This is a genomic window from Corynebacterium sp. 21KM1197 (assembly GCF_033783015.1).
GTDB lineage: Bacteria > Actinomycetota > Actinomycetes > Mycobacteriales > Mycobacteriaceae > Corynebacterium.
The window spans coordinates 2137296-2164248 of the sequence record NZ_CP123907.1; the positions used below are offsets into that span (position 1 = coordinate 2137296).

22 protein-coding genes and 1 pseudogene are annotated in these 26953 nt (G+C 65.2%); 10 read left to right on the top strand and 13 right to left on the bottom strand.

Annotation, left to right across the window (positions count from 1 at the left end; genetic code table 11):
* From dnaJ to dnaK, 3 genes and pseudogenes are all read right to left on the bottom strand, one after another.
* The gene (gene dnaJ / locus OLW90_RS10390; RefSeq protein ID WP_319650019.1) at positions 1–1155 is read right to left on the bottom strand and encodes a molecular chaperone DnaJ; all 1155 of its coding nucleotides are present in this window, start codon (positions 1153–1155) and stop codon (positions 1–3) included.
* A 129-nt stretch (positions 1156–1284) separates the two neighbouring features.
* Positions 1285–1806 (bottom strand): annotated as a pseudogene (gene grpE, locus OLW90_RS10395) (nucleotide exchange factor GrpE); the annotation flags it as partial.
* Positions 1807–1835: 29 nt separating this feature from the next.
* Complete coding sequence (dnaK, locus tag OLW90_RS10400; protein WP_319650021.1) at positions 1836–3668, bottom strand: molecular chaperone DnaK; 1833 nt, start codon at positions 3666–3668, stop codon at positions 1836–1838.
* Positions 3669–4295: 627 nt separating this feature from the next.
* Here dnaK and OLW90_RS10405 point away from each other — a divergent pair.
* The 4 genes from OLW90_RS10405 (at position 4296) to OLW90_RS10420 (ending at position 11069) form a co-directional block, all read left to right on the top strand.
* Positions 4296–5852: an amino acid permease gene (locus OLW90_RS10405; protein WP_319650022.1), complete on the top strand. Its 1557-nt coding sequence runs from the start codon at positions 4296–4298 to the stop codon at positions 5850–5852.
* Positions 5853–5924: 72 nt separating this feature from the next.
* Positions 5925–6953 carry an ornithine cyclodeaminase gene (locus OLW90_RS10410; protein ID WP_319650023.1) on the top strand — a complete coding sequence of 343 codons (1029 nt, stop codon included), beginning with the start codon at positions 5925–5927 and terminating at the stop codon, positions 6951–6953.
* A 30-nt stretch (positions 6954–6983) separates the two neighbouring features.
* Entirely contained in the window at positions 6984–10451 is a 3468-nt protein-coding gene (locus tag OLW90_RS10415) for a bifunctional proline dehydrogenase/L-glutamate gamma-semialdehyde dehydrogenase (protein WP_319650024.1), read from the top strand.
* Positions 10452–10496: 45 nt separating this feature from the next.
* Positions 10497–11069, top strand: a complete 573-nt coding sequence (locus OLW90_RS10420; protein WP_319650025.1) for a PepSY domain-containing protein — start codon at positions 10497–10499, stop codon at positions 11067–11069.
* A 28-nt stretch (positions 11070–11097) separates the two neighbouring features.
* On the opposite strand, the gene OLW90_RS10425 is transcribed toward OLW90_RS10420, so the two are convergent.
* Positions 11098–11292, bottom strand: coding sequence for a hypothetical protein (locus OLW90_RS10425; protein WP_319650026.1), 195 nt, complete (start codon positions 11290–11292; stop codon positions 11098–11100).
* A complete protein-coding gene (locus tag OLW90_RS10430; RefSeq protein WP_319650027.1) occupies positions 11270–11596 on the bottom strand; it encodes a hypothetical protein in 327 nt (108 codons plus the stop codon). The genes OLW90_RS10425 and OLW90_RS10430 overlap by 23 nt, the downstream gene beginning before the upstream one ends.
* A 51-nt stretch (positions 11597–11647) precedes the next feature.
* On the opposite strand from OLW90_RS10430, the gene OLW90_RS10435 reads away from it, so the two are divergent.
* The 5 genes from OLW90_RS10435 to OLW90_RS10455 all read left to right on the top strand — a co-directional run bounded on the left by OLW90_RS10435 (position 11648) and on the right by OLW90_RS10455 (position 17984).
* Complete coding sequence (locus OLW90_RS10435) at positions 11648–12847, top strand: alpha/beta hydrolase (protein ID WP_319650028.1); 1200 nt, start codon at positions 11648–11650, stop codon at positions 12845–12847.
* A gap of 91 nt (positions 12848–12938) precedes the next feature.
* Positions 12939–13634 (top strand): ABC transporter ATP-binding protein, encoded by a 696-nt coding sequence (locus tag OLW90_RS10440; RefSeq protein ID WP_319650029.1) that lies wholly within the window; start codon positions 12939–12941, stop codon positions 13632–13634.
* Positions 13631–16000 (top strand): hypothetical protein, encoded by a 2370-nt coding sequence (locus OLW90_RS10445; RefSeq protein WP_319650030.1) that lies wholly within the window; start codon positions 13631–13633, stop codon positions 15998–16000. Before OLW90_RS10440 ends, OLW90_RS10445 begins: the two co-directional genes overlap by 4 nt.
* A 21-nt stretch (positions 16001–16021) precedes the next feature.
* Entirely contained in the window at positions 16022–17413 is a 1392-nt protein-coding gene (locus OLW90_RS10450) for an AI-2E family transporter (protein ID WP_319650031.1), read from the top strand.
* Positions 17414–17663: 250 nt separating this feature from the next.
* Positions 17664–17984 (top strand): hypothetical protein, encoded by a 321-nt coding sequence (locus tag OLW90_RS10455; protein WP_319650032.1) that lies wholly within the window; start codon positions 17664–17666, stop codon positions 17982–17984.
* 62 nt (positions 17985–18046) lie between these two features.
* Here OLW90_RS10455 and OLW90_RS10460 read toward each other — a convergent pair whose 3' ends face one another.
* Genes OLW90_RS10460 through OLW90_RS10490 form a run of 7 tightly spaced genes read right to left on the bottom strand, consistent with a single transcriptional unit; the run spans position 18047 to position 24574 of the window.
* The gene (locus OLW90_RS10460; RefSeq protein WP_319650033.1) at positions 18047–18952 is read right to left on the bottom strand and encodes a sulfite exporter TauE/SafE family protein; all 906 of its coding nucleotides are present in this window, start codon (positions 18950–18952) and stop codon (positions 18047–18049) included.
* Positions 18952–19728 carry a sirohydrochlorin chelatase gene (locus tag OLW90_RS10465; RefSeq protein WP_319650034.1) on the bottom strand — a complete coding sequence of 259 codons (777 nt, stop codon included), beginning with the start codon at positions 19726–19728 and terminating at the stop codon, positions 18952–18954. Before OLW90_RS10465 ends, OLW90_RS10460 begins: the two co-directional genes overlap by 1 nt.
* The gene (locus OLW90_RS10470; protein WP_319650035.1) at positions 19725–20975 is read right to left on the bottom strand and encodes a sulfate adenylyltransferase subunit 1; all 1251 of its coding nucleotides are present in this window, start codon (positions 20973–20975) and stop codon (positions 19725–19727) included. The genes OLW90_RS10465 and OLW90_RS10470 overlap by 4 nt, the downstream gene beginning before the upstream one ends.
* Positions 20975–21871 (bottom strand): sulfate adenylyltransferase subunit CysD, encoded by an 897-nt coding sequence (gene cysD / locus OLW90_RS10475; RefSeq protein ID WP_319650036.1) that lies wholly within the window; start codon positions 21869–21871, stop codon positions 20975–20977. Before cysD ends, OLW90_RS10470 begins: the two co-directional genes overlap by 1 nt.
* Positions 21868–22650 carry a phosphoadenylyl-sulfate reductase gene (locus OLW90_RS10480; RefSeq protein WP_319650037.1) on the bottom strand — a complete coding sequence of 261 codons (783 nt, stop codon included), beginning with the start codon at positions 22648–22650 and terminating at the stop codon, positions 21868–21870. The genes cysD and OLW90_RS10480 overlap by 4 nt, the downstream gene beginning before the upstream one ends.
* Positions 22647–22886 (bottom strand): hypothetical protein, encoded by a 240-nt coding sequence (locus tag OLW90_RS10485; RefSeq protein ID WP_319650038.1) that lies wholly within the window; start codon positions 22884–22886, stop codon positions 22647–22649. Before OLW90_RS10485 ends, OLW90_RS10480 begins: the two co-directional genes overlap by 4 nt.
* Complete coding sequence (locus OLW90_RS10490) at positions 22883–24574, bottom strand: nitrite/sulfite reductase (protein ID WP_319650040.1); 1692 nt, start codon at positions 24572–24574, stop codon at positions 22883–22885. The genes OLW90_RS10485 and OLW90_RS10490 overlap by 4 nt, the downstream gene beginning before the upstream one ends.
* A 385-nt stretch (positions 24575–24959) precedes the next feature.
* On the opposite strand from OLW90_RS10490, the gene OLW90_RS10495 reads away from it, so the two are divergent.
* A complete protein-coding gene (locus tag OLW90_RS10495) occupies positions 24960–26690 on the top strand; it encodes an alkaline phosphatase D family protein (RefSeq protein ID WP_319650041.1) in 1731 nt (576 codons plus the stop codon).
* Positions 26691–26724: 34 nt separating this feature from the next.
* Here the strand turns inward: OLW90_RS10495 and OLW90_RS10500 are convergent, their stop codons facing one another.
* Positions 26725–26919, bottom strand: a complete 195-nt coding sequence (locus OLW90_RS10500; RefSeq protein ID WP_319650042.1) for a hypothetical protein — start codon at positions 26917–26919, stop codon at positions 26725–26727.
* Between the last annotated feature and the right edge of the window lie 34 nt (positions 26920–26953).

Here is a 26953-nt window from a genome sequence, read left to right on the forward strand (position 1 = left end):
TTATTTCACTCCTTCCCAACCTTCGCGGGGGTTGAAGCCGGATTCCCGTTCCGCCTGCGCATAGGAGCGCAAAGCGCTCGTGGCGGCGGCATCGAGATTGGTGGGCACGGTGACCTGCACAGTGACCAAGAGATCGCCCTTCTTGATGCCTCGTCCACGCACCCGCAGGGTGCGATTGGTGCGGGTACCGGCGGGCACCTTCACCCGCACCGGGGAATCCAGCGTGGGCACCGTGATCGTGTCGCCCAAAGCGAGTTCCGCAAAGGACACCGGAACGGTGACCTCCAGGTCATCACCCGAGCGGGTGAACACCGAGTCCGGCCGCACGTGGACGGTGACAAAGAGATCACCGGAGGGCTTGCCGTTGGGGCCCGCCTCGCCCTGGCCCGCCAGGCGCACCTTTTGTCCATCTACCACGCCGGCGGGAATCCGCACCGTAATCGAGCGGGTGCGGTGCACTGTGCCGCTGCCGGAACAGGTGGTACACGGGTCCTCGATGATCTCGCCCGTGCCGCCGCAGGCGGAACAGGGGGCGGAGAACCCAAAGGCACCGCGATTCTCCGAGGTAAACCCGGAGCCCTGGCACTTTTCACAGGTGGTGGGATTCCCGGACTTGGAACCCGAGCCGTGGCAGGTATTACACGGGGCCTCGCCGCTTAGCTGAATGGGAAGGGTGGTCCCTTTCGCCGCCTCCCGGAATTCCAGCGTGATGTCCGTTTCCACGTCTGCTCCCCTGGTCGGCCGAGCTGACTGGCGAGGATTCCCGCCGCGACCAAAGAAGCTACCGAAGATGTCACCAAGACCGCCCTCTGGAGAATAACCTCCGCTTTGTCCAAAGAAGTCGGAGGCCTGGAAGTTCCCCGTCGTCCCGGACGAGCGAAACCCTCCGGGGAAGCCGGTACCTCCCATTCCACCGCCGCGGATCATGGCACGGAAATCGTCATACTCCTTGCGTTTGGCCTCATCGCCCACCACGTCATAGGCCTCGGCCGCCTTTTTAAAGCGTTCCTCGGCCACCTTATCACCGGGCTTTTTATCCGGGTGGTTCTCGCGCGCGATCTTGCGATACGCCTTTTTAATGTCCTCCTGACTCGCGGACGAGGTAACCCCCAGATCCGCGTAATAGTTTTTTTCTGCCCATTCGCGTTCCGCCACTGGGCATCCCTCCTTCCCTCTTCATGCTTTATTTTTCGCTCTGCTAAAAATTATTCTCTACTAAAAAGGGCACCGCTGATCGGGGTAAAACGAACAGCGGTGCCCTATAGATCCTCGGATCTCTGCGCCTTATCCCTCAGCGGCCTCGGCGGTGGGATCGGCAATCATCACCATCGCGTTACGTATGGTCTTATCACCCAGGCGGTAGCCCTGGCGCAAAACCGTGCCCAACACCTTCTCATCACCGGAGGAACTATCCTGCACGGCCTCGTGGATCTCCGGGTCAAAGGCCTCACCGGGCTCCCCAAAGGCGGTCACCCCCAGGGAATCCAGGGTGGAACGGAACTTCTCCGCAAAGGCCTTGAGCGGGCCCTCCTCCAGGTCACCGTGCTGCTTGGCCAGGGCCAGATCGTCCACGATGGGCAGCAGGCTCGATACCACGGAGGCACGAGCCGAGTCCACGGCGGCCTGGCGCTCGCGGGTGGAGCGGCGTCGATAGTTCGCGTACTCCGCGGTCACCCGCTTGAGGTCCTCGGTGAGTTCCTCCACCTGGGCCTCGGGGCCGGTTTCCGCGGCCGGGGTGCCCTCTGCGGGAGTCTCGGTGGCCTCGGAGTCCTCCACGGCCTCGGTGCTTTCGGTGGCGATGTCCTCGATATTCTCGGGCTGGTCCTCAGTCTGGGTCACTTCTTGTCACCCTCCTCGTCCACAACCTCGGCGTCCACCACGTCGTCGTTAGCGCCCTCGGTGCCCTCGGCACCCTGCTTGGCTGCCTCGGCCTCGTAGATGGCCTTGCCCATCTCCTGAGACTCGGTGGAGAGCTTCTCCACGGCAGCCTTGATGGCCTCCAGGTCATCGCCCTTCAGGGCCTCTTCCACCTCGGTGGCGGCGGCCTCGACCTTGGTCTTGATCTCCTCGGAGACCTTATCGGAGTTATCCTCCAGGAACTTCCGGGTCTGGTAGGCGGTGGACTCGGCGGCGTTGCGGGTCTCCTGCTCCTCGCGGCGCTTCTTGTCCTCCTCGGCGTGGGCCTCGGCGTCCTTGACCATGCGGTCGATCTCCTCCTGGGACAGGCCGGAGCCATCCTGAATGGTGATCGTGTTTTCCTTGCCGGTGCCCTTATCCTTGGCGGTCACGTGCACGATGCCGTTGGCGTCGATGTCAAAGGTCACCTCGATCTGCGGCACACCGCGCGGGGCCGGGGCGATACCACCCAGTTCAAAGGAGCCGAGCAGTTTATTGGCGGAGGCCATCTCGCGCTCACCCTGGAACACCTGGATCTGCACGGAGGGCTGGTTGTCCTCGGCGGTGGTGAAGGTCTCAGAGCGCTTGGTGGGGATCGTGGTGTTTCGCTCGATGAGTTTGGTCATCACGCCGCCCTTGGTCTCAATGCCCAGGGAGAGCGGGGTGACGTCGAGAAGCAGCACGTCCTTGACCTCGCCGCGCAGCACGCCGGCCTGCAAGGCCGCACCCACGGCCACGACCTCGTCCGGGTTCACGCCCTTGTTGGGCTCCTTGCCGCCGGTAAGTTCCTTCACCAGGTCCGTCACGGCGGGCATACGGGTGGAGCCACCCACCAACACCACCTGGTCGATGTCCGATACCTTCATGTCGGCGTCCTTGAGCACCTGGTTAAAGGGCTTCTTGGTGCGATCCAGGAGGTCCTGGGTGATGCGCTGGAACTCGGCGCGGGAGAGCGTCTCGTCCAGGAAGAGGGGGTTCTTCTCCGCGTCCACGGTGATGTACGGGAGGTTGATGGTGGCCTGCTGGGAGGAGGAAAGCTCGATCTTGGCCTTCTCCGCCGCCTCGCGCAGGCGCTGCAAGGCCATCTTGTCCTTGGTCAGGTCAATGCCGTTGCTGCTCTTGAACTTATCGGCCAGCCAATCCACAATGCGCTGATCCCAGTCATCACCACCGAGCTGGTTATCGCCCGCCGTGGCGCGCACCTCCACCACGCCATCGCCGATCTCCAGCAGGGAGACGTCGAAGGTGCCACCGCCGAGGTCAAACACCAGAATGGTCTGCTCCTCGTCGTTCTTCTCCAGGCCATAGGCCAGGGCGGCGGCGGTGGGCTCGTTCACGATGCGCAGCACGTTCAGGCCCGCGATCTGCCCGGCCTCCTTGGTGGCCTGGCGCTGAGCATCCTCGAAGTACGCGGGAACAGTAATCACGGCGTCCGTGACGTCCTCGCCCAGGTAGGCCTCAGCGTCGCGCTTCAACTTTTGCAGGGTACGAGCGGAAATCTCCTGCGGGGTGTACTTCTTATCGTCAATATCTACGCTCCAGTCATTCTCACCGATGTGGCGCTTAACGGAGCGAATGGTGCGATCAACGTTGGTCACGGCCTGGTTCTTGGCGGACTGCCCCACCAGAACCTCGCCGTTCTTGGCAAAGGCCACTACCGACGGCGTGGTGCGAGCACCCTCGGAGTTAGCGATAACGGTGGGCTCGCCGCCCTCCAAAACAGACACCACCGAGTTGGTGGTCCCCAGATCAATTCCTACTGCACGTCCCATTGCTCATCCTCCTGTTGAATATCTTTTGCTTTTTCAGGCCGAGCCCTAGCCCTGTCCTGCTCCCGACCGCGCCACCGAGGGCGCTCCACGGGAACTTGAGGGTCAATGGCTCAACTCCGGCACCCACACTAACAGATCCCATTGAGCCGAACCCACTCAAGCCTACATCCCCCTCAACGCACACCCTCCCAAAGTTGTTCCCGATCGGCTCAACTTTTTCTTTTGCGCAGATCACCGCACCGCTCTAGGACCACAGGACGGCACGCGAGGGGCTACCGACGGGACGCGCAGCACGGCAGCACCCACCACACCAGGGAACGTCGCCAGCCAACACCTCCCCACCCTCTTTTAGGGGTACTTTCAGGGAGAGAAATAACACACCGAGCAGGCTTGACACGCCCACATCAACCCACACCACCCCCATATTCACCCAGGTCACCCCCGTTCCCCGTATTCACCCATGAATAATAAGAAACAATAGTGACCCTCCCCATCCCCTCCCGCACCCCAGGATCGAGTTCACAGTATGCGATCTCTCATATAGGTTCCTCCCTATGGCACAGCACATAGCAGGTGGGGGCCACATCACGGCACCCATCGCTAACTCATGGTGAGGGAAGGCATCGCATGACACCACCGGAACAACGGAACTCACAGCCACAGGGCACCCCTCCTGGCGGCGAAGCCCACGGCGGCACCACGCACCCCGGCCGGGGACACGTCCACCCGGACGAGCACACCGGCTTGCAGAAGTCGCTGAGTCGCCGCCAGCTTCAGATGATCGCCATCGGCTCGGCCATCGGCACCGGCCTCTTTTTGGGCACGGGTGCCCGGCTAGAGCAGGCCGGCCCCGCCCTGGCGCTGCTGTACCTGGTCTGTGGTTTCTTCGGGTATCTGATCCTGCGTTCCCTGGGTGAGTTGATCGTGTATCGCCCCACCTCGGGTTCCTTCGTGTCCTATGCCCGCGAGTTCTTCGGGGAAAAAGCCGCCTACACGGCGGGCTGGATGTACTGGTTCAACTGGGCCATGACGGCCGTGGCCGATGGCACCGCCATCGCCATCTATATCAAGTGGTTCGGCCAGTACAGCGAGTTCGTGGCCGGTCTGCCCCAGTGGCTCTTGGCCCTGGTGGTGGTGCTCGGGGTGTTGGGACTCAACCTCGTGTCCGTCAAGGTCTTTGGCGAGTTGGAGTTTTGGTTCTCCGCGGTGAAGATCGGAGCGCTGATCTTCTTCCTCATCATCGGTATCTTCTTCGTGATCTTCGGTAGCCCCAGCGGCCAGCCCACGGGCATTCACCTGCTTTCCGAGGGCGGCGGGATATTCCCCAACGGCCTGCTTCCGGCGCTGATCGTGGTGCAGGGCGTGGTGTTTGCCTACGCCGGTATTGAGCTGGTGGGTACCACCTCCGGTGAGGCCAAGAACCCCCGCAAGGAGATCCCCAAGGCCATTAACCTGGTGATCCTGCGCATCGCGGTGTTCTATTTCGGCTCGGTATTGCTGCTGTGCCTGCTGCTGCCTTATACCGAATACTCTGCGGGGGAGTCGCCCTTTGTCACGTTCTTCGCCTCCATCGGTGTGGACGTAGCGGCCCCGATCATGCAGCTCATCGTGATCACGGCGGCGCTGTCCTCGCTGAACGCGGGGTTGTATTCCACGGGTCGCATCATGCATTCTCTGGCTCTGGCGGGTTCCGCGCCGCGCTTTGCCGCCAAGCTCACCCGCTCCGGCGTCCCCTATGGTGGCATTCTGCTCACCACGGTGGTAGCACTGGCGGGTGTGGGCCTGAATTACGTGGTGCCGGAGCAGACCTTTGAGATCGTGCTCAACCTTGCCGCCCTGGGCACGATGGCGAGCTGGGCCGCGATCACGCTCTCCCACATGAAGTTCGTTTCCCTGGCCAAAAAGGGCATTTATCAGCGCCCCGGCTACCAGGCCCACCTGGCCCCGTTCACCAACTATCTCACCCTGGCGTTCCTGGCCAGCGTGATCTTGTTGATGGCCTTCGATTACCCGGTGGGTACCTGGACGCTCATCGTGTCTCTGATGTTCTTCCCGATCTTGGCGCTGGGCTGGCGGGTAAACCGAGGCCGGATCATGGCGGCTCTCGACGCCCGCCAGGAGCAGCGCAAGGTGGAACTGCAAGAGCATGCGCACGATCGCCAGCAGGGGCCCGGCGCGCCCTGACCTGGCGCAGAGTAAGCGGCAGCAAGAAGTAACTATTCATTTTCCTAGTAGCTTTAAGGAGCACTGTTTTTTATGACGGGTTTCGTCGATGTGAAGGCGATGACGGACTGGATCCAGCGCGAGGGCGTGGAGAACATCATCAGCGGCATGATGGATTACCTGGAGCGCGATTACGCCCGCTGGCAGCGCTTTGACAAGATCCCCCGCGTGGCCAGCCACACTCCCCTCGGCGTGATCGAACTTATGCCCACCTCCGACGGCGAGGAGTACGCTTTCAAGTACGTCAATGGGCACCCCTCCAACCCTGCCCGTGGTTTCCAGACGGTAGCCGCCTTCGGCATGCTGGCGGACGTCGATAATGGCTATCCCACCTTCCTCGCGGAGATGACCCTGCTCACCGCCCTGCGCACGGCGGCCGTCTCCGGCATGGTGGCCCGCCACCTGGCACGCAAGGATTCCTCCGTGATGGCCATGATCGGCGCGGGCAGCCAGTCCGAGTTCCAGGCCCTGGGCATGCGCGCGGCCCTGGGGATCGAGGAGATCCGTATCTACGATATTGACCCGGCGGCCGTGGAGAAGTTCGCGCGCAACATCGAGCCCCTGGGCTTTAAGATTCACAAGGCCACCTCGGTGAGCGATGCCGTGGCGGGTGCCGATGTGATCACCACCTGCACCGCGGACAAGGCCCAGAACACGATCCTCAGCAACGAGCACGTGGCCCCCGGCGTACACCTCAACGCCGTGGGCGGGGATTGCCCCGGCAAGACCGAGCTGGAGGCCGCGATCCTGAACAAGGCCGACGTATTCGTGGAGTTCCCCGAGCAGACCCGCATCGAGGGCGAGATTCAACAGATGCCGGAGGACTTCCCCGTGATCGAGATGTGGGAGGTTATCGCGGGCAAGCGCGAGGGCCGCACCTCCGCCGAGCAGATCACCCTCTTTGATTCGGTGGGCTTTGCCATCAATGACTTTGCCGCCCTGCGCTACCTGCGCGATTCCGTCGCCGGTACGGAGCTGGAGGCCAAGCTCGACCTGGTGGCCGACCCCGATGATCCCAAGGATCTCTTCTCCCTCATTCCGACCTTCGCCCCGCTTCCCTAGGCATTGCGCCTTATTACATAAGAAAGGATTATGACAGTGAGCATCGCTGAGCTGCCCCAACTGCCCGTTCCCGCCAACTCCTCCGATGTGGAGGCAGTGGTGCCCCAGGCCCTGCGCAGGGCCAAGGAATGGCTGAATCAGACGGACGCGGAATCCTCCCGCAAGGAGACCCGCGCCACCGAGCAGTTGGCGGACATGGTGCGCGACCCGGAGGGTGTGCGCTTCACCATGGAGTTCGTGGATCGGGTGGCCCGCCCCGAGGATAATAAGGTGGCCGCCGCGAGCCTACGCAGCCTGGGAGAGATCCCCGACTTCCTCGGCCCGATAAACAAGGCCATGATGGGCCTGGGCGCCCTGGCTAGTTACGCGCTGCCCGGCGTGGTCATGCCCGTGGCCCGCGCCCGCATGCGTCAATTGGTGGGCCACCTGGTGCTGGACGCCGAGGGCGATGCTCTCAATGGTCTGCTGGACAAGGCCTCCGCGCAGGGCACCCAGCTCAACCTCAACCTGCTGGGCGAGGCGGTGCTGGGTGAAAAGGAGGCCAAGGCCCGCGCGGAGCGCACCCGCCAGCTGATCCGCAACCCGCGCGTGACCTACGTGTCGGTCAAGGCATCGAGCCTGTGCGCGCAGCTCAACCACTGGGACTTCGAAGGTTCGGTGGTGCGCCTCAAGGATCGCCTGCGGCCGCTGTACCAGGAGGCCCAGGCCCGCAGCAGCAAGGTCTTTATCAACCTGGACATGGAGGAGTACCACGATCTCCACCTCACGATCCGCCTGTTCACGGAACTCATCAGCGAGGAGGAGTTCAAGAGCCTGGAGGCCGGAATCGTGCTTCAGGCCTACCTGCCTGATACCCTCGCCGCGCTGGAGGAACTCACCGAGTTCGCGCTGAAGCGCAAGGCCGAGGGCGGTGCCCCCATCAAGGTGCGCCTGGTCAAGGGCGCCAACCTCTCCATGGAGCGGGTGGCGGCGGAGTCCCACGGCTGGAAGCAGGCCCCCTACCGCACCAAGGACGAGGTGGACGCCAACTATCTGCGTCTGCTCGATTACGTGCTGCAACCGGAGTACGCGGACGCCATCCGCATCGGCGTGGCCAGCCACAACCTCTACACCCTGGCCCTGGCCTGGGAACTGGCCGCCGCGCGCGGCGTGGAGCAGCAGCTCGACGCGGAGATGTTGCAGGGCATGGCCCCCGCGCAGTCCCGCGCGGTACGCAAGGTCTTTGGCGATCTGATCCTCTACACCCCCGTGGTGCACGCGGAGGACTTTGACGTGGCCATCAGTTACCTGGTGCGCCGCCTGGAGGAGAACAGCGAGAAGCAGAACTTCCTCTACTCCCTCTTTGCCCCCGAGGTGGAGGGCCCCGATCACCTCACCCCGATGGGTTCCCAGGAGCAGCGCTTCCGCCGCGCCGTGGCGGAGCGGTGGAGCACCTTCGCCGGGGAGCGTCGCACGCAGAACCGCCTGGAGGAAAGCGGCACCCAGGCCCCCAAGATCGGGCGCTTTGTCAATGAACCGGACACCGATCCCGCCTTGCAGGCCAACCGCGAGTGGGCGCTGACCGCCCTGGAACTGGGCGCGGAGCCGATCCAGGCCGAGGAAATCACCGACCCCGCGCAGGTGGACGAGGCCGTGGCCCGCGCCTCCGAGCTGGCTCAGCCCTGGGGTGCCCTGCCGGGCAAGGAGCGCGCCGAGGTGCTCTACCGCATTGCGGATTCGCTTGCCGACGCCCGCGGGGAACTCATGGCCACCATGACGCACGAGGCCCGCAAGACCATCGACCAGTGCGATCCCGAGATCTCCGAGGCCATCGACTTCGCCGCGTTCTACGGGCACAGCGCCGCCGCCCTAGACGATTACGCCGGGGTATTCACCCCGCACAAGGTCACCGTGGTGGTGCCGCCGTGGAACTTCCCGGTGGCGATCCCGGTGGGCGGTATGCTCTCCGCCCTGGCAGCGGGTTCCGCCGTGATCATCAAGCCCGCGCCCCAGGTGGTGCGCTGCTCCGAGGTGGCGGTGGCCGCCATCCGACGCGGCCTCGAAGCCGCAGGCCAGGACCCCGACCTGGTGCAACTGCTGCGCACCGACGAGGGCGCGGCGGGCAAGGCCCTGATCAGCCACAAGACGGTGGATCAGGTGATTCTCACGGGTGCCTCCGATACCGCCGCCCTCTTCCGCTCCTGGAACCCCCGCATGGCAATCTCGGCGGAGACCTCCGGCAAGAATGCCATCATCGTCACCCCCTCGGCCGATCCCGACCTCGCGGTGGCGGACCTGTACCAGTCCGCGTTCAAGCACTCCGGGCAGAAGTGCTCGGCGGCGTCGCTAGTAATCCTGGTGGGGCCGCAGGGCCGCTCCCAGCGCTTCCTCGGGCAATTGGTAGACGCGGTGGAGACGCTCCAGGTGGGGCCGGGCACGGATATTTCCACCACCATGAACGGCCTGATCGAGCCGCCGAGCGAGAAGCTGCGCCGGGGCCTCACTCAGCTGGAACCGGGCGAGACCTGGCTGGTCAAGCCGCGTCAGCTCGACGAGGAGGGGCTGCTGTGGTCCCCCGGTATCCGCGATAACGTCCAGCCCGGCTCCTGGTACCACACCCACGAGTGCTTTGGCCCCGTGCTGGGTATCATGCACGCCGAGACACTGGAGCAGGCCGTGGAGTGGCAGAACTCCACCGGCTTTGGCCTCACCGGCGGTATTCACTCCCTGGACGACGATGAGATCGCGTACTGGATGGAGCACGTGGAGGTGGGCAACGCCTACGTCAATCGCGGTATCACCGGCGCGATCGTGCAGCGCCAGCCCTTTGGCGGCTGGAAGAACTCCGTGGTAGGCCCGGGTGCCAAGGCCGGTGGCCCCAACTACGTGGCGCAGTTCGGTACCTGGGCTGATCCCGATACCCCGCTGCTCGCCCGCAACGTCAGCGTCTCCCCCGCCGTGGTCTCCCTCCTGGATCGCTTCGACGATCTCTCCGAGTCCGATCGCGCCTGGTTGTGGCGCGCCGCCGAGTTGGACGCGGTGGCCTGGCGCGAGGAGTTCGGCGTGCAGCACGATCCCACCGGGCTGGTTTCCGAGGCCAATATCTTCCGCTATCGACGCCTCCTCGAACCGCTGCGCCTGCGTGTGGGCGCGGGGTATGCGCTGCGCGACGTCGTGCGCCTGCTCCTGGCCTCCGCCGTCACCGGCGTGGCGCTGGACATCTCCACCACCAGCGACCTGGCCGAGGAACTGCGCCGCGCCGGTGCCGAGGTGCGGGTGGCCAGCGACGAAGCCTATGCGCGCGGCATCGCCCGCGCCTCCTCGGTACGGGTGCGCACCCTGGGCGAGGTGGACCCGGAGTTGTACGTGGCGGCAGCGAAGTCGCAGTCCGTGGTCCTCGATCACGCCGTGGTGGCCGATGGTCGCCGCGAGCTGCTGCCCTTCCTGCTGGAGCAGGCGGTATCGGTGACCATGCACCGCTTTGGTATTCCTACCTCGGCGGGCCACATCGAGCGTTAAGGTAGGCTGGGGCTCCTTGACCCTGAACACGATAGGAGCCCCGTTATGAACCGCCGCCTGGCGCTCATTCCCACCGCCGCACTGACGCTCACCCTTGTTGCGTGCAGCAGCGACGACGATAACCCCATCACCACCGAGATCGTCACCGTTACCGAGGAGGCCCCGGCGGCCTCCTCTGCCGCGGCCACCGCCGCTGCGTCCGATTCCGACGATGATGACACCAAGGCCGGAGCCGTGAGCACCGATGGCGCCCTGGCCGCCATTCAGGACGCCCTTGCCGCTCACCCGGACGGCATCATCACCGACCTCGACCGGGATCGTGACTCCTACGAGATCGACCTGGTGGTGGGCCAGGAGCACCTGGAACTGACGGTAGACGCCAAGGGCAACGTCACCGAGGTGGAGCGCGAGAGCGAGGACGACGCCGAGGACATTGCCGAGGCCCAGGCCGCCACCGTGACCGCCGCCGACGCCGCCCAGCAGGCCCTTGACCAGCACCCGGACGCCGTGATCGACAGCCTCTCCCTGGACGAGGAGGACGGCAGGCTGGAATGGGACATTGACCTTGACGATGCTCAGGGCAATGACCTCGCGGAGATGAAGATTCCTGCGGTTTAAGCGGGGTGGTATTTGGTTCCTGCCGCTTTTAGCGGCGGCGGGAACCAAATAATATATCGGACATTTTTCTTCGGGGTTTCTTTTTAGGAATGGGCAATTCCGCCATCTCATAGTAATAATCGGGAATATCCTTACCCAGGCTCTCCCCCGCCGCGATGGCCGCCCGCGCCCGGGCCCGCAGAACCCGGCGCTCCCCAACGTCATCCATCGTTTCTTCCGACATTGCCCCTCCACTTCATCAACGAGGCCTGATCCCAGATCAGCCCCCGCTCCGTTCTTGTGGCAAGCCTACCCTCGGACAACGCGGTGAGCACAGTCCACCCGGCCTCACGAGCAACCACATGCTCCGCATTGACCTGCTCCATCGCCCAGGCATAGCGCCGCCACCACTCGGAACGACGATCGCTCATAGCCTTCTGCCGAACCGTAGCCATGACCCCCACGAAACCCGCAACGGCGATAGCGAGCTGACCCACCCGAATAATCAGATCCCAATCCATCTTCTCCCCCACACCCCAGTCAGGCATCCGTGTAATGAATACCCAAGTAATCAACCTGCATGAGGCTAACCTGGCCACATGAAAACTCACCCCGCCGATACCCCCACGGCAAGGCTCGCCCACGCGACCATGCCACAAACACCCGAGTTTCTACCACCCATTCCCCCGCGCGCTCCCATCGACACCGCACTTCTCTCCGATACCGAACGCCTGCACCGGATCTATCTCCGCCCCGAGATCACACCCCACCCCACCGATCCCGAGCTCGTGCGTCTCACGGTGGCCCGGCCCGTTCACTCCCCCACGGAAACGGCGGTGCTTTACCTCAACGCGCTCACTCACATGAACCGCGAACGCGTAACGGAGTTCGCCCTTGAACGGCACGGTGAGTGGCATGTGGGTTCTTGGTATATCCCGGCTCACCTCCATACCAGCGCCGGGATTATTCTCTGCGATCCCCTTGACCCCGCCATCGGCCATGAGCGAGCAACCTGGCGCACCGCCCTCGATTCCGCCGTTCCGCTCGTCCCAGTCCCCAACATGGAAGCATTTACCGAGTTACAGCCAGCCGCTGGGTTTCCGGACATCACCAATCCTCTCCACCAGTCCCGCTGGCATTCCGCCGCCCTAGACGTCGAGGTTCGCGCCTGGCTCAGCCCAGACCCCTCACCGCATGCCACCCTCTTGCTCATGACGGACGCGGAGGAGTATCTCAACCGCACCCCACTTCTTCCCCGTCTCCGCACTCCCGAGCACCCGGCCACCTCGGTTCTCTTTTTCGGCCCCGCCAGCAGCAGCAATAGAGACCGCGTTCTCACCGCTGGCCCGGCATTGGATTCCTTTATAGAAAAGGAACTCCTCCCCTGGGCAGCGCGATTCTCTCCCCCGCTTGCCGACTCCTCCCAACGCATCATCGCCGGGGGCTCCCTGGGCGGGTTCGCGGCGGCGGGCGTGGTGCGCCGCCGCCCGGATCTTGTTCCCAACGCAGTAGTACAATCCGCCTCTTTCTGGTGGCCCGATCGCTCCTATGCAGAACTTGCCGCCTGGGACGCAGAGATTGACCCCCGCGTGCGCGTTTTTCACGAGGTTGGCGCGTACGAGGGGTTCCTCCGTGCGGAAAACCGACGCTTTGCCCACCTCCTCGCGCAGCGCCTTGCGCCAGGAGCGTGGCACAGCCGCGAGTATCAAGGCGGTCATGACTACGCATGTTGGCGCAAAGGCATTCTCGATGCCCTGGATTGGTTCCATGCCCAGGATAAAACCTATAAAATGATATAAAACACATCACCGCCCTCCAGTCCCACCCCCGTGATAATCTCACTCCTTAATCCATAAGTAATGCACGACACACAAGGGGAGCGGGGTCACCATGCACCTACAGGTATCTCACCTCAGTTTTTCCTATCCCGGCCGAGGCCCCAGCCACGCAGGCCAAGCGGCTACGGAAAAGCCGCTGTTGTCGTCGATAAGCCTCACCGCCACCCCCGGCTCCGTCTCCGCCCTCATGGGCCCCAGCGGAAGCGGAAAGACCACCCTCTTTTCCCTGCTCAGCGGGCAGCTATCCCCCACCTCGGGCACGGTGACCCTGGGCGATCGTCCGGTCACGGAGATCCCCGAGCGGGAGTTGCGCGGCGGGATCATCGCGCGCGTGTATCAGGATTATCACCTGGTGCCGTACCTCAGCGCCCTGGATAACGTGCAGTTGGCGCAGGACATCGCGGGCACGCTGCACGCGGAGCCGGATCGCGCCGCCGAACTATTGGAGGAGGTGGGCCTGGGCGAGCACCTCAACTCCCCGGTTCATTCCCTCTCCGGCGGCGAGCAGCAGCGGGTGGCCATCGCGCGGGCGCTGGTGAATCGACCCCGCCTGGTGCTGGCCGATGAGCCCACCGGGGCGCTGGATTCCGCGAACTCCGCGCTGGTCATGGATATTTTCCTGCGCCTGGCCAGGAGCAACGAGGCCGCCGTGATCGTGGCCACCCATGATCCCGCCGTGGCGCAGCGCGCCGATACCCTGTGGCGGCTGTGCGCCGATGGTTCCGTGAGCGTGGAGGCGGCCGCATGATCCGCCTGCGCTTCGGCCTGGGCGCGCTGCGCAGTGCACCGGGGCTCGTCGTAGGCCTCGTGCTTTTTAGCCTGATCGCCCCATTCCTCCTGCTCTCGCTGAGCCTGAGCCTCACCGCGTACCGAGAGGCCACCACCGCCTCCGCGCAGGCGCACTTTGGCCGCTATTCCCTGCAAGCCACCGCGGCTTTCCCGGAAACCGAGCGCTACCTGCGCGATTGGGTGGCCCGGGGCGAGGCCGTGGGGATCGCCACCACCCAGGCGGTGGTGCGCGACGAGCAGGATCACGGTGCCGCCGCGCAGGCACGCCTGAGTTCCGGCCCCGCCGATCTCGGAGTGCTCGCTGCGGGCTCGTACCCGCAAAAGCCCGGCGAGGCCACGATCTCCATCGCCCTGGCCGAGGCCCTGGGCGTCTCCCCCAGCGGCACCGTCACTCTCACCCCGGAGAGCGCCCAGTTCGACCCACTTAGCCTGCGCGTCACCGGCCTGAGCACCAACCCCGCAGATACCTCGGAGTTGCTTATCGACGCCATCGCACCCCGCACCGTCGCCGCCGTCCACGAGGAGGCGGAGGCGTGGTTGATTTCCTCCGAGGTGGAAAAGGACCCCTTCTTTGAGCAGTCCACCAGCACCGGCGGTATCCGAACGGGCACCGAGGAGATCGCCAGCCAGGGCCTGTTAGAGGAGGCTCGGGCCGCCGATTTCGGCCGGTTGGAGGTGCTCCGGGGAGTCCTCGCGGTGGTGGTCACGGCGGGGATCGCGGCCCTGGGCCTGGCCTACCTGCACCGCCACGCCGCCGCCCTTTCGGGCTACCAGGCCAGCGGCGGTGACACCGCTGCGGGCACGCTGTGGCTGAGCCTGCCCGCGCTGGTGGTATCCACCCTGGGTGCCCTCGCGGGAACTGCATCCGCCCTCGCGGTATTTCGCCTCTGGCCTGCGGAGATAGGTCGGTGGTGGAACCAGGACTGGGTTTCCCCACACCCCGGTACCTCGCTGGTGCTCCTGGCCCTGTGCCTCATCGGCGGCCTCGCGGCAGTGGGCGCGGTTTTGTTCCTGCGGGCGCGGCACCGGGGAACACACATTCACCACTCCCGTCCCCTTTCTCCCCCGGCGCGGCGGGCCTGGCTGGTGCTGGGTGTGATCGCCCTGTGCCTCTGCGGTTTCTTCCTCTATATGCGCTGGGGCCTCACCATTCTCCAAGGACACCGCTTTGCCCTGGTGTGCGCAGCCCTCGCGGCGGGGGCGATCTCCCTCGGTGTGCGTTGGTCCCGCAGCGAGTTACGCTACCGCGCCCGCCTGCCCAAACCAGCGCTCACGTTCTTCTCCACGGCCCTTCTCACCGGAATGATCGGGCAGGCCGCACTCACCAGTGCTGCCGCCGGGGTGCATATTCATCACATCACCACCGCCGTTCCCGGCGCGGAGGGATACCTCGTGGTCACGCACGTGGATTCCAATAAGGTATTCATGCTCACCGAGCGCTTCCCGGAGATCATGGATACCGCCGTGGTTCTCCTCGATCCCGTCGCCCCCGAGCGCGCGGAAACGTATCCCCGCGCCACCCACGGCCGGGGAGCGGAGTGCTTTCCGCAGCATGTGGGGGAAGTCTTTGGCGGCCCCCTCTGCGATAACGCCCCGCTAGGCCTGGTGGCCCTGGCGGCCTCTCCCCGCGCGGAGGAACTCATCAACCACGGCGGGGAGCAATACGTCACCTCCGGCACCAGTGGCATCGTGTTTTACCATTCCGCCACCGGCACCATTCAGGGTGCCGTACCCCTCCCCGGAATCACCGGCACCCCGCTTTTGGATAGTGAACTCATGCCCAATATCGTGCTGGACGCGAACTCCCCCGAGGTTCACCGCCTGGGCCTGGTGACCTCCACCATCACCAGGATTCTTATTCCCGAGTTCTCCTCCTTCTCCCCCGAGCAGCAGCGGGAGTTCAAGGCGGTGCTCATCGGCCAGGCCAGTTATGGCTACCTTGCCCAGGCCCAGGGGCCGCAGGTGCAGGCGCTGCGCACCGAGCAGATTCTCTATCCCCTCATCGCCAGCGCCATCGCGCTCATCGTGCTGACCGCCCTGCTGGTTCTGCATCGCCAGCAGCAACGCCCGCTGCGTCGGGTGCTGGCGGATTCCCATGCTGGCCGCGCGGCCATGCTCCGGCTATTACTCCCCGTGCTCGGGCCGTGGGCACTGGCCCTGGTGCTGGGCTCCGTGGTGGGGCTGCTGTCCACGCAGGACATATCCTTCCTGGATAACCCCGGCCGGATCTTTGCCCAGGGATTGTGGTGGGCCGCCCCCGTGGTGGTAGCGGCACTGGGTTGTGCGGCGGCCAGCACGGGCGCTCTCCTATCCAAAAACGATTGATTGCCGTAGCCTGATACAACTATGAGTGAAAATAAAAACAACGGCGTGCCCGGGGGCGATCAGGCCGCCCAGGTCTCGCCCGTAGCGCGGCCCTCACAGGAGGCCTCCGCCAAGGTCACCGAGGACTTTCCCGCCGCCGTGGAAGCACTCGTGGAGGGCGCCCCCCGGGAACGCGCCGAGGACGCTTCCCACCCCGAGGACTCGGGCGAACACATCACCGATCGCTCCCTCATCATCGGCCGCGACGGCCGCTGGTTGGCCGGGTGGGCGCTGCGCTTCATCATTCTGGTGGTCGCCGGAGTGATCCTGTGGCGCGGCATGGGCATGATCTGGGTGGGCCTGCTTCCCGTCCTGCTGGCCCTCATCATCTGCACCGTGCTGTGGCCGCCGGTTTCTTTCCTGCGCAAGCGCCGCGTGCCCGCCGCCCTGGCCACCATCCTCACGATGGTGGGTGCTTTTGCCGCCGTCATTGGTATCTTCAGCGCCATCGCCCCCTCCGTGGCCAAGCAGATTCCCGAGCTGGTCAATCGCGCCTCGGACGGCATTACCCACCTCCAAGGCTGGATTCAGGGCCCACCGCTGAACCTGGACCTTGGCGAATTTGACGGGGTGATGCAAGAGGTCACCTCCATGATCCAATCCCAGGGCTCCAATATCGCCTCGGGCGTGTTCTCCGGCATTTCGTCTGCTTCCTCCGCCGTGGTCACCCTGGTGATGGCCCTGGTGCTCACGTTCTTCTTCCTCAAGGACGGCACCCGCTTCCTGCCCTGGCTGCGCAAGCACACCGGCGGCAACGTCGGCTGGCACCTCACCGAGGTGCTCTCCCGCTCCTGGAACACGCTCGCCGGGTTCGTGCGCGCCCAGGCCCTCGTTTCCTTCGTGGACGCCTTCTTCATCGGCCTAGGCCTGGTGCTTCTCAACGTCCCGCTGGCCCTCGCGCTGGCGATCATCACGTTCTTCGCCGGCTTCATTCCCATCGTGGGTGCCTTCACCGCCGGTGCCCTGGCCGTGATCATCGCCTTGGTCTCCAACGGCCTCACCAACGCCATCATCGTCCTGGTGCTCATCATCGCCGTGCAGCAGATCGAGGGCAACGTCCTGCAACCCATCATTCAGTCCAAGGCCATGAACCTCCACGCCGCCATCGTGCTGCTGGCCGTGACGGTGGGTTCCGCGCTCTTCGGGATCATCGGTGCCTTCCTCGCCGTGCCCGTGGCCGCCGTGTTTGCCGTGTGGTTCCGCTACCACTCGGAGATGGTGGCGCTGCGGGCCGGGGAAATTACTATCGACGACATCCAGATAGCCACGGCCCAGGGCGAGGCGCTGACCGCCAGCGAGGGCATGCACGCCGTACAGCAACGGCTGAGCCGCCTCACCCGACGCAAGGAGGCTGCGGACGAGGACGAGGCATAGCACTGACCTCATCATGAGTGAGTAGACTCAGCCATATGCCCCGCCCCACCCATCCCAAGAAAGAACTTGAGGCTCTCCTCAAGGAGGCCGAAAGCCAAGGATGGTCGGTCACCAAGGGGAGAAAATATTACAAAATGAAATGTCCTTGTGGAGCCCACATGAGGACTATCCACCTGACCCCATCAGATCCCTACTACCTGAGAAACACTCGTTCATGGCTTCGTAGGGAAACCTGTTGGAAGGAGGCATCATGATCTACTCATTTGAAATCTCACAGACCTTCATCCGTCCCACAACAAGCGACGAACCATTCGACGTGTTCCTTGATCGCGTGATGAATGAGGCGGATAAGATTGACCTGGAACTCGACTACGGTGCCGATCTCCATGCTCTTCGCGCAACATGGCATATCACAGTTGAGGAAGAAAGCCATCTGGAGGCATTAATCTCGGCAACGTCCGGCCTCCGCACCGCGCTTCATGCGGCTTACTGCGCTACACCACATTGGGTAACTCGGGAGGAGCTGGAGTCCGTGCACCCAGTAAACAACAACGAGCTGACCAGTGCCTAGCCCAGGATAAAAGCACCCCGAGTCACATGTGAGCCAGTTCCTGAGACTTCCCAGGAACTGGCTCACCCCACCGCCACGGGTGCCTCCTCCACGCGCGCGGCAGGCCGGTGCTCCCGCACGGCCCGCCGCCACGCCCGCAGGGCCAAGATCACGCCACCGGCCAGCACCATCAATTGCGCCGCTAACACCACCTGCCCCGGCACGCCCACGAGCGCACACAGGGTGGGCAGATTGAGCAGCATCAGGAGCGCTCCCACCACCACTCCCAGGGCGGCCGGATTCAGGCGCGTGACCAGCCAGGCAGCGATCGGGGCCGCGACCACCCCACCAATGAGCAGGGCACATACCAACACAAAGTGCGCCACCAGGTCCTCCCAAAGCGCAAGCACAAAGCCCACCACGGCGGCCAGCGTCACCAGGAACTCGGCGGTATTGACCGTTCCCACCACCCGGCGCGGCTCGGTGCGACCCAACCCCAGCAGCGTGGAGGTGGTCACCGGGCCCCAACCGCCGCCCCCGGAGGCGTCGATAAAGCCACCAAAGAGCCCCAGTCCGGCGAGGAAACCGGAGTGATGGGGTCGAGCGCTGCGGGCGCGCACTCGTCCCCTAGAGAATCGCCACAGCAGATTCACGCCGATGAGCAGCAGAATCGCAGCGGTAATGGGACGGGCGGCCTCGGTGGAGACGTTGGCGAGCGCGGTGGCTCCCGCAAAGGCACCCACCGCGCCGGGTACGGCCAAGAGCCCCACCACTCGCCAATCCACGTTGCCAAAGCGCCAGTGGCTTAGGCCCGAGGCCAGCGTGGTACCCAGTTCCGCGGTGTGTACCACTGCGGAGGCCTGGGCCGGGCCGATTCCCGCCAGGGCGATGAGGATGGTGGTGGAGGTGACGCCAAAGCCCATGCCCAGGCCGCCGTCCACGAGTTGCGCGGCCAATCCACCCAGGCACACCAGGATCAACGTCCGCATCAGGCGGCCCTCCTCTGTGCTTGTTCTATTACGTGTGCTTGTTCCCTCGCGCCGCCAACTACGCCACCAACTGCTCCCCCGGCCTCCAGGTACCTCTGCCGCACAAGGGGTGCCAGTAGCGCGCCGAGCGGCCTCGAAGCGCCTACAGTGGCACCCCTTAGCGCCGCGATCCCCGGCACCGCCGCCAGGGCCTTATCCAGGAGCAGGCCCGGTGCCACAAAGAGCGGCACCAGGTGCAGGCGCTCATACCGCCGGGCCGCCTCATGAAGCCCCGCGATCCCCACGCCCGGGCCCACCCCGGTGGCGTAGACCACCGTGTGCCCGCGCCCGGTGCGTCGCGCCACCCGCGAGCACAGGGCCGCCACCGCCGCATTGGCCCCCGGCTGGGAGGAACCCACGGAATAAAACACCAGGTGAGCGTCGGGATCAGCGTCCGAGGCCACCACCCGAGCCACCACGGACTCCACCTCCAAGCCCAACCCCAGGGACGGGGCCAACGTCAAATCCAGGCCGCTCTCGCGCGCCGCGCGCAAAGCACGGGGAACATCATGCCGCGCATGATAGGCGCGGGTAAACAGCAGCGGCACCACCACCGCGCTGCACTCACCGCACCGGACCAGCCGAGCGGCCAACTCGGGAAGAGAGGGGTTGCACAGTTCCAGGTGTGCCGCGCACGCCTGCGCACCCAAAAGAGCACCGGCGGCGGCCGTCAGCTCCGAGATCGCCTCCCCGGCTAAGGGGTGCCGGGAACCATGAGCCAGAGTGATGAGCGTCATCGTTCTTCCACCAATCCCGCCGCCAGGGTGTCACCCGTGGTGGCGTCGATAAGCAAAAAGGAACCCACCGCCCCGCGCGCGGCGTAGGGCTCCACCGGGAGGGGGCGGGCCGCCTCCACGGTGACGCGGGCGACGTCATTGAGCCCCACGGGGGCCTCGGCGGCGATCCGGGCCTTGACCACGGCGGCGCCGTAGCGCAGTTGCACCAGCGCGCCCGGGCGCAGGACGGCCTCGGAGAGCCCCACCACCGTGGCGGGAAAGGAGCGGGTATCACGCGGAGGGTCGGTGGCCAGGAGGTCACCGCGCACCACGTCGATGTCCTTGTCCAGGCGCAGCACCACGGATTCCCCGGCGCAGGCGCGCTCGGCGGGGCCATCGGCGGTATCGATGTGGCTGACCCGCGCGGTGATCCCACCGGGGGCGGTGATCTCCTCGCCCACGGTCACCTGCCCGGCCTCCACTCGCCCCGCGTATCCGCGATAATCCTGAGCGTGCTCGCGGATCACGTACTGCACGGGGAAGCGCAGCGGGAGGCGCTGGGCGCGCCCGGCCTCCACCGGGATCGCCTCAAGCACCTGCAATACCGTGGGCCCCTGGTACCAGGCCATGCGGGAGGAGGGTTCCACCACGTTGTCCCCGTGCAGGGCGGAGATGGGCACCACCCGGACGTGCTCAATCCCCAGGTCACGCGCCAGGGCCACGAACTCCGCCTCGATGGCGCAGAATACCTCCGCGGAGAAATCCACCAGGTCAATCTTGTTCACCGCCAGCACCAGGTGGTTCAGGCCCAGCAGACCGGCCACGGTGAGGTGGCGGCGCGTTTGCTCCACGATCCCGTGGCGGGCGTCCACCAGCAGCACCACCGCCTGGGAGGTGGACATGCCGGTGACCGTGTTGCGGGTGTACTGCACATGCCCGGGGGTATCGGCCAGGATAAAGGTGCGCGCGGGGGTGGAGAAGTAGCGGTAGGCGACGTCGATGGTGATTCCCTGCTCGCGCTCGGCGCGCAAGCCGTCCACGAGGAGGGAGAGGTCAAGGCCCTGGAAGCCGCGTTCGGTGGAGGTGCGCTCCACGGCGGCGAGCTGATCGGCCAGCACCGAGTGGGTATCGTGCAGCAGTCGGCCCACGAAGGTGGATTTGCCGTCATCCACGGAACCGGCGGTGCACAGCCGCAGCGTCTCGCGCTGGGCGAGGGCTTCGACGGCCCCAGAGGAGTAATCAACGGCCCCGGAAGTAACAGTGCTCATCAGAAATACCCTTCCTTTTTGCGATCCTCCATCGCGGATTCGCTGAGTCGATCATCGGCGCGGGTGGCCCCGCGCTCGGTCAGGGTGGAAGTGGAAATCTCCGCTATCACGTCCGCCACGGTGGCGGCGGTGGAGTCCACGGCCCCGGTGCAGGACATATCCCCCACCGTGCGGTACCGCACCCAGCGGCGCTCCACCTCCTCCCCGGCGCGCGGCCCGCCCCAGGGACCGGGGGTGAGCCACATGCCGTCGCGGCGGAACACCTCGCGCTCGTGAGAAAAATACAGGGAGGGCAGTTCTATCCCGCGCGCCCCGATGTATTCCCACACGTCCGTTTCCGTCCAATTGGAAATGGGAAAGACGCGGATATTCTCCCCCGGCAGGTGTGCGCCGTTATATAGCGACCACAATTCCGGGCGCTGGCGGCGCGGGTCCCAGCCGCCAAAGGAATCACGGACGGAGAACACCCTTTCCTTGGCCCGGGCGCGCTCCTCATCGCGGCGCGCCCCGCCCAGCACCGCGTCATAGCCCTGCTCCGCGATCGTCTCCACCAGGGGCACGGTTTGCAGGGGGTTGCGGGTACCATCGGGGCGTTCGCGCAGTTCACCACGATCGATCCAGTCCTGCACCCTCGCCACGCACAGTCGCGCGCCGGTGCGGGCCACCAGGGCATCGCGGAAGTCCAACACCTCGGGGAAGTTATGGCCGGTATCCACGTGGAGGAGTTCAAAGGGCACGGGGGCCGGGGCAAAGGCACGGCGGGCGAGTTCAAAAACCACCACGGAATCCTTGCCACCGGAAAAGAGCAGGGCCGCCTTATCAAATTGCCCGGCTACCTCGCGCAGGATATGGATGGATTCATTTTCCAGGTCGCGTAAATGTGGGGAAAGGCTCATGAGTGTAATCCGCATTCTGTCTTGGTGGAGTGCGCCCAGCGTCCGGCGCGGGGATCCTCCCCCTCGGCCACGGGCAGGGTGCAGGTGGCGCAGCCGATGGAGGGGTACCCCCGGTGGGTGAGGGGGTGTTCGATGAGGTGGTGCCGCTCGATGTAGCGCTGGGTATCCGCCAGCGTCCAGGTGATGATCGGGGAGATCTTCAGCCGCCCGGTGGCGTCGAGGGAGAGCGCCGGGGCCTGCGCCCGGGTGGGGCCATCGGCCCGCCGCAGCCCGGTCACCCACCCGGCGTAGGGCGATAGCGCCCGCGCCAGCGGCTCCACCTTGCGCATACGGCAGCAGGCCGTGGGGTGCGCGCGGTACAGGTCGCGCCCGTAGGTGGCGTCCTGTTGCTTCCGGTTCAGCAGCGGACGCACCGTGACCAGGCGTTGCGGGTACCGCTTATCGACGCCCTCCGCTACCGCCAGCGTCTCCGGGAAATGGTATCCGGTGTCCAGGAACAGGAAGTCCGCCTCCGGCAGGTGGCGCGCGGCCAACTCCGCCAGCACGGTGTTCTCCATCGAGAGGGTGACCGCCACCGCGCCGGGGGCGTGCTCGCGGGCCCAGGCCATGATGGTGGCGGCGGGCGCGTCGTAGAGATCGGCGGCGTAGCGCTCCACCAGCTCCTTATTTCTGCGGGCTACCTCCTCGGGCAAGGGCGCGGTGGTGCGCGGCCCCTCGGGGGAAACCTCGGGGTCGCGGGTGGCGGCGGGGCCGCCTAAGAGATTCACGCGAGTGCTCATCGTTCCTCCTGGTGCCGCCTCAGCGAGCGGCGTAGGGCCTGGGACGTGGATAAAGCGGGCGCGGGGCGCGCCGGGGGATCGTCCTGGCCGTGGTATTTGACCTCGAATACCCGCAGGCAATCGGCGCACAACCAGGCGAACTCCGTGTGTTCGTCGGGAAAGAGTTGTTCCCCGGCGCAATAGGGGCAGTACAAGGGGTGGTTGCGGTTGGGGTTGGGTTTTCTGCGCAGGCTCATCGCAGGGCCTCCTCATCCGCTCGGGACACCCAGTGCCGGAACTGCTCGCCGGGTTCGCGCTGTTCCTTGAAGGCCGTGACCACGCGCACCACGTAATCGCCCAGTTCATCAGCCACCACCTTGTGGCCCTTGAGTTTGCGGCCAAAGTTCGGGTCGAGGGACATGGAGCCGCCCAGGTGTACCTGAAAGCCCTCCACGCGGTTGCCGTCCGCGTCCGTCACGGTTTGGCCCTTGAGCCCAATATCGGAGACCTGCGTGCGGGCGCAAGAGTTGGGGCAGCCGTTGAGCGAGATCTTCAGCGGCACGTCCAGGTTGCCCAGGCGCTCCTCTAACTCGTCCACCAGGGCGATGGCGCGGGCCTTGGTGGTCACGTGCGCCAGTTTGCAGAACTCCAGGCCGGTGCAGGAAATAATGCCCCGACGGAACTCGCTCGGCGCGGAGTGCAGGCCCACCTCGTCGAGCGCGGCGGCCAGATCGGCCAGTCGCTCGCGGGGAACGTCCAGGAAGAGGAGTTCCTTATCCACGGTGGTGCGTATCCGGCTGATGCCAAAGCGCTCGGCCACCTCGGCCACGGCGATGAGTTGTTCCCCCGTGGTGTGGCCCACGGTGGGCTTGACTCCCAGGTAGAACAGGCCGTCCTTTTGGGGGTGCGCACCGATGTGGTCCCTGTTACCCGGATTGGTGGTGATGGCGGGGCCGTCGATAAGCGAATACCCCAAGTACTCGCGCTCTAGCACCTCGCGGAACTTCCCCACGCCCCACTGAGCCACCAGAAACTTCAGGCGGGCGCGGTTGCGCAGGCGGCGGAAGCCATAATCGCGAAAGATTCCCGCCACCCCGGCCCACACGCGGGGCACCTCGTCCAGGGGAATCCACGCGCCGAGCGGCTGGGCCAGCATGGGGTTGGTGGAAAGGCCGCCGCCCACAAAGCACTCGAATCCCGCGCCGTGCTCGGGGTGCACGGAGGCCACAAAGGAAACATCCTGAATCTCATGGGTGACGTCCTGGCGGGCGTGCCCGGCAATGGCCGTTTTGAACTTGCGCGGGAGGTTGGCAAACTCCTCCGTGCCCACGTAGCGCTCTAAAATCTCCTCGATGGCGGGGGTGGCGTCGATGATCTCCTCGGCGGCCACTCCGGCCACGGGGGAGCCCAGGATCACGCGCGGCACGTCACCGCAGCCCATGAGGGTGGAAAGCCCCACGGAATCGAGCTTCTCCCAGATCGCGGGGACGTCCTCGATGCGAATCCAATGCAGCTGGATATTTTGACGGTCGGTGAAGTCCGCCGTGCCGCGCGCGTAGTCACGGGAAATCTCCCCCACCACGCGCAGCCGCTCCGGGCTGGCCTGGCCGCCATCAAAGCGCACGCGCATCATGAAGTATTTGTCCTGCAACTCGGAGTTATCCAGTTGCCCCGTATATTCCCCGCCCAGGTCCTGGCGGCGCTGGGTATAAATGCCCAGCCACTTCAGGCGCGGGGCCATGTCCTCGGTGGCGATGGACTCAAAGCCCTGCCGGGAGTACACGTCGATCACGCGCTGCTTGATGGCAAAGGCATCTTCCTGCTGCTTAATGCGCTCGTCATCGTTGAGCGGGCTGGGCCCGTCGATCTTCCACTGGCCCTCGGGCTTGGGGGCCCTGCGGGTGCGAGCGGTGGGGCGGGTGCGGGTTGCGGTGCTCGGTGCCATGATGCGCGGCTCCTTGGGAAACGGTGTGGTCAGGATGGTTCGGGAAAGTGTGCCCCTCACCATACTCATACCGATCTGTCTATAAAGAATGTTCAGATCGGTCTATCTCATCTCCCAAGCCAGATGGACGCTCCACCTGCACTTATCCAAAGTTACAGGGCGTGAAAATAAATCACAGTAGACCGACCTGTCCACATGTGGGGCGCAGGGCGGACTGCGGAGCGGTGCGCAAGCAAACGGAAAGTAAACAAGAAATAACGCCGCGAAAACTTTGAGTGAACTTTCCTCCACCCCGCCCCGTCGCCTTGGCTTCCCCCACCCCGGAGTGATTAGCCTACCTAGAGGTATCTCACTGTTCCCCCGTTATTTTCTCCCAGGAGTCACCGTGACCACGCATCTCGCTCGCCGTCACTTCCTTAAAAGCGCCAGCCTGCTGGGCGTCGCCACGCTCGGCGCCACCACCATCGGCCGCAACTTTCCCCGCGCCCGCGCCCAGGAGCCCGGCGCACCCTTCCAGCACTCCGTGGCCTCCGGGGACCCGCTGCCCCAGGCCGTTATCATCTGGACGCGCGTGACCCCCACCCCCGACGCCCTGCCCGGCTCCGGCATCGGCGCGGATACCCGCGTGGCCTGGGAGATCGCCACCGACGCCGAGTTCACCGCCATCGCGCAGCGCGGCGAGTACCTCGCCACCTCGGACACCGACCACACCGTGAAGATCGACGTCCAGGGCCTCCAGCCGGACACCGCGTACTTCTACCGCTTCCGCATTATCGACGGCCCCGCCGCCGGCACCTACTCCCGCACCGGCCGCACCCGCACCATGCCCGCCGACGGCTCCCCCGCCACCCACGCGCGCTTCGGCGTGGCCAGTTGCTCCAACTTCGAGTCCGGCTACTTCCGCGGCTACCGCGACATGGCCGAGCGCGAGGACATTCAGTTCGTGCTCCACCTGGGCGATTACACCTACGAGTATGAGACCGGCGGGTACAACGGCCTCTACGACACCCAGGTGCGCACCGTACAGCCCGCCAACCGCACCCGCACCCTCACCGATTACCGCATTCGCCAGGGGATCTACCACCTTGATCCCGACCTCGCGGACCTCCACGCCGCCAAGCCCATGATCGCCATTTGGGACGACCACGAGTTTGGCGATAACGCCTGGCGCGAGGGCCTGGGCGGCAACTCCGCCGAAAAGGATGACGTCTTTGCCGCCATCAAGGCCGAGGCCAGCCGCGCCTACTTCGAGTGGATGCCCGTGCGCGCCTCCGGCCCGGACTCCTCCGGGCTGAGCCAACGCCTCTACCGCACCCTGCGCTACGGCAACCTCTTCGAGTTCATCATTCCCGACCTCCGCTCCTATCGGGACATTCAACTGCTCCAATACGGCAATGCCAACCTCGCCAACACCAACCCGGACTTCCTGCGCGAGGCCGCCAACCCGCAGCGTTCCATGATGGGCTCCGAGCAATTCCAGTGGTTCTCCGATTCCCTCACCGCCTCCACCACGCAATGGCAGATCGTGGCCAACGAGGTCATGTTCGCCCCCATGACCCTGCCGGACAGCATCGACCCCCGCGTGCACTCCTGGCTGGTGGACAAACTCGGCGTGCCCGACCAGGGCTTCCCCCTCAACGTGGATCAGTGGGACGGATTCATGGCCGAGCGCCAGCGGATCATCGACCTCATCGCGGGCAACGGCATGAACAACGTGGTATTCCTCACCGGAGACATCCACTCCTCCTGGGCCAACGACATCCCCCGCGACATCTTCTCCTACCGCGCCCAGCGCGGCGGGCAGGCCGCCGCCACCGAGTTTGTCACCCCCTCCATCAGCGCCCCCGGCTTCTTTGAGAGCGTGGCCTCTTCCCCCGAGCTCGCGGAGCCCATGCGCGGCGTGGTGAGCGTGGCGCAGGAGGCCCTGAAGTTCATGGACCCCTGGTACAAGATGATCGACTTTGAGTACCACGGGTACATGACTATCGACGTCACGCCCCAGGCCGTGCGCGCCGACTGGTTCTACACCGCCGACGTGCTGCACCCGGACACTCCCTTCTTCGCGGGGCCCAGCTACCAGGCGCTGGCCGGGCGGCCGGGGGCGGTGCGGGTGTAGGGGGCTACTGGCTGGGTTTGGGGCGCTGACTGGCTCAGGCGCAGGGGTTGTTGTAATCCCCCTCCACCTGGGTGAGTTGGCGGGCATAAGCACCCGAATACTGCTGGTCTGCACTACACGCCGCAGCGCGATCCACGCCGTAATCGTAATAGATGGGAATGATGTACCCGCCGTCATACTCGGCATCAATGAACGAGCGCCCCTGGCTATCCGGCTTGTTCGCCCGCAAGGACGGGCAGGCCCCGACCCCACGACACCTCAGC